The 1604-nt window shown below is 68.1% G+C and carries 1 protein-coding gene; it reads right to left on the bottom strand.

The features are described from left to right. Nucleotides 1-14 precede the first annotated feature (14 nt). Entirely contained in the window at nucleotides 15-1472 is a 1458-nt protein-coding gene (locus ABT147_RS47140) for an NF041680 family putative transposase (RefSeq protein ID WP_351418721.1), read from the bottom strand. Nucleotides 1473-1604 lie beyond the last annotated feature (132 nt).

Raw genomic sequence — 1604 nt, 5'->3', positions numbered from 1 at the left:
AGCTTGTTCTTTATCTACCAAGATCGGCCAGGTCTGCCGATGGCCTTGAGGGTCTCGGGGCGTTTGACGGTTTTGCCGACGTCGTAGCGGGGTGCGGGATGGCGGTTCTTGGTCCCGGGCGGTCGTCCGGGACCAGCGCCGCGAGGTTGGGGAACACGGGCCGGACAGAGCAGGTGGGCTCGGATGTTCCTGAACCCTCGGCGGACCCGTGCCGGGGTGAGGCGTTCGGGCTTGGCCGGCTTCTCCCAGGGGCGACGAAGGTCGGCGGCCAGCGGCCGGGCGAGGCGGAGTTGGGTGTGGGCGACGACCACGAGCCAGGTCCACCGGTCCGCGGCCTCGGGAGTACGGACCTTCGGGGTGGTCCAGCCGAGAATCTGCTTGCCGAACCTGAAGGTGTGCTCAAGATCGAATCTCCTGAGGAATACCTGCCACCACAGGTCCACGTCCGCCGGTGCGGCGCCGGTCCTGGAAGACCACAGCCAGACCGGCGGAGCTTCCCGTTCCTTGGAGAGGCGCTCGACCTTCAGCCGGACCAAGGTGCCCTCGACGACGGGGAGTTCACCGTCGTGCTCCAGCCAGGCCGAGCGGTGGGTCAGCCTCGGGTGGACCCGGTCCCATGCCTGGGCTTCGGCCTTGCCGTAGTTGGCGGTGTCGGTGACGGTGGTGATCGCCGCCTCGGGCCAGGTCTCGGGTTTGGCGAAGCGGAACTCCTTGCCGTGCTTCGGCGGCCTGCCGCCCTGGGGATAGGCCAGGGCGTACTCCTTTGGCGAGGGCTTCGGCAGCCGCATCACCCGGTCACTGCGGATTCGCCCGACCAGCTCGACAGGAAGGTCCCGCAGGACCCAGGCCAGACGGGTGACGTCGTAACCCGCGTCCATGACGATCGTGATGTTCGGGTCGCCGGGCGCCCACTGGCTGGCTGAGATGAGCTGCCCGGCCACGGCGCGGAGTTGGGCGGCGGTGACGGCGGTCGCATCGTCTTCGGGTCCGAGCCGGACCACGTCCAGGATCGACGTCCACGAGGTGGCTCCCGGTTCGAGGACGGCGACGAAGGAGTACGGCCAGCCCGGGATGAACTGGGAGGCGGACTTCGCCCGGCCGTAGACGTGGCAGAACAGCCGGTCTGCCGAGCACGGCGCGTCCGAGCGCAGCCACGGCGACACGTCGACCGCCAGCACCAGGCGCCCGTCCTCGAACCGTGGCAACGGCAGCCCGGCGAGCAGGGTCCGCAGCCTCTCGACGTCGATCCGGCCCCGGTTGAGAGCTCCGTACAACGCGCCGTGCCCACGCCGGTGCTCGGGCACCATCGTCAGGTCCACCGGCGAGGTGACCGGCCCGTCGACGCACAACAGCGCGTCGGCCAGTTCGAACAGTTCGTCACGCCGGGCGGTAAGACACTCGTAGAACTCTGCTCGGAAGCGTGACGCTTCCGCGAACGCTTCCCGCCGGACATCCGGGCACACCACACTCATGACAACGGCCTTCGACTGGTTCTCCTCGTGACGGAGCACAGGATCAGACGAAGGCCGCCCTCATGTCCGGCGAATGCCCAGGTGAGTGACTGTGTTCGGGACGCCGTTCGAGGTCAGAAGAAAAAGAACAAG

The organism is Streptomyces sp. NPDC001868, from assembly GCF_040297125.1.
Taxonomy (GTDB): Bacteria; Actinomycetota; Actinomycetes; order Streptomycetales; family Streptomycetaceae; genus Streptomyces.
This window is presented reverse-complemented; position numbering and strand designations above follow the sequence as displayed.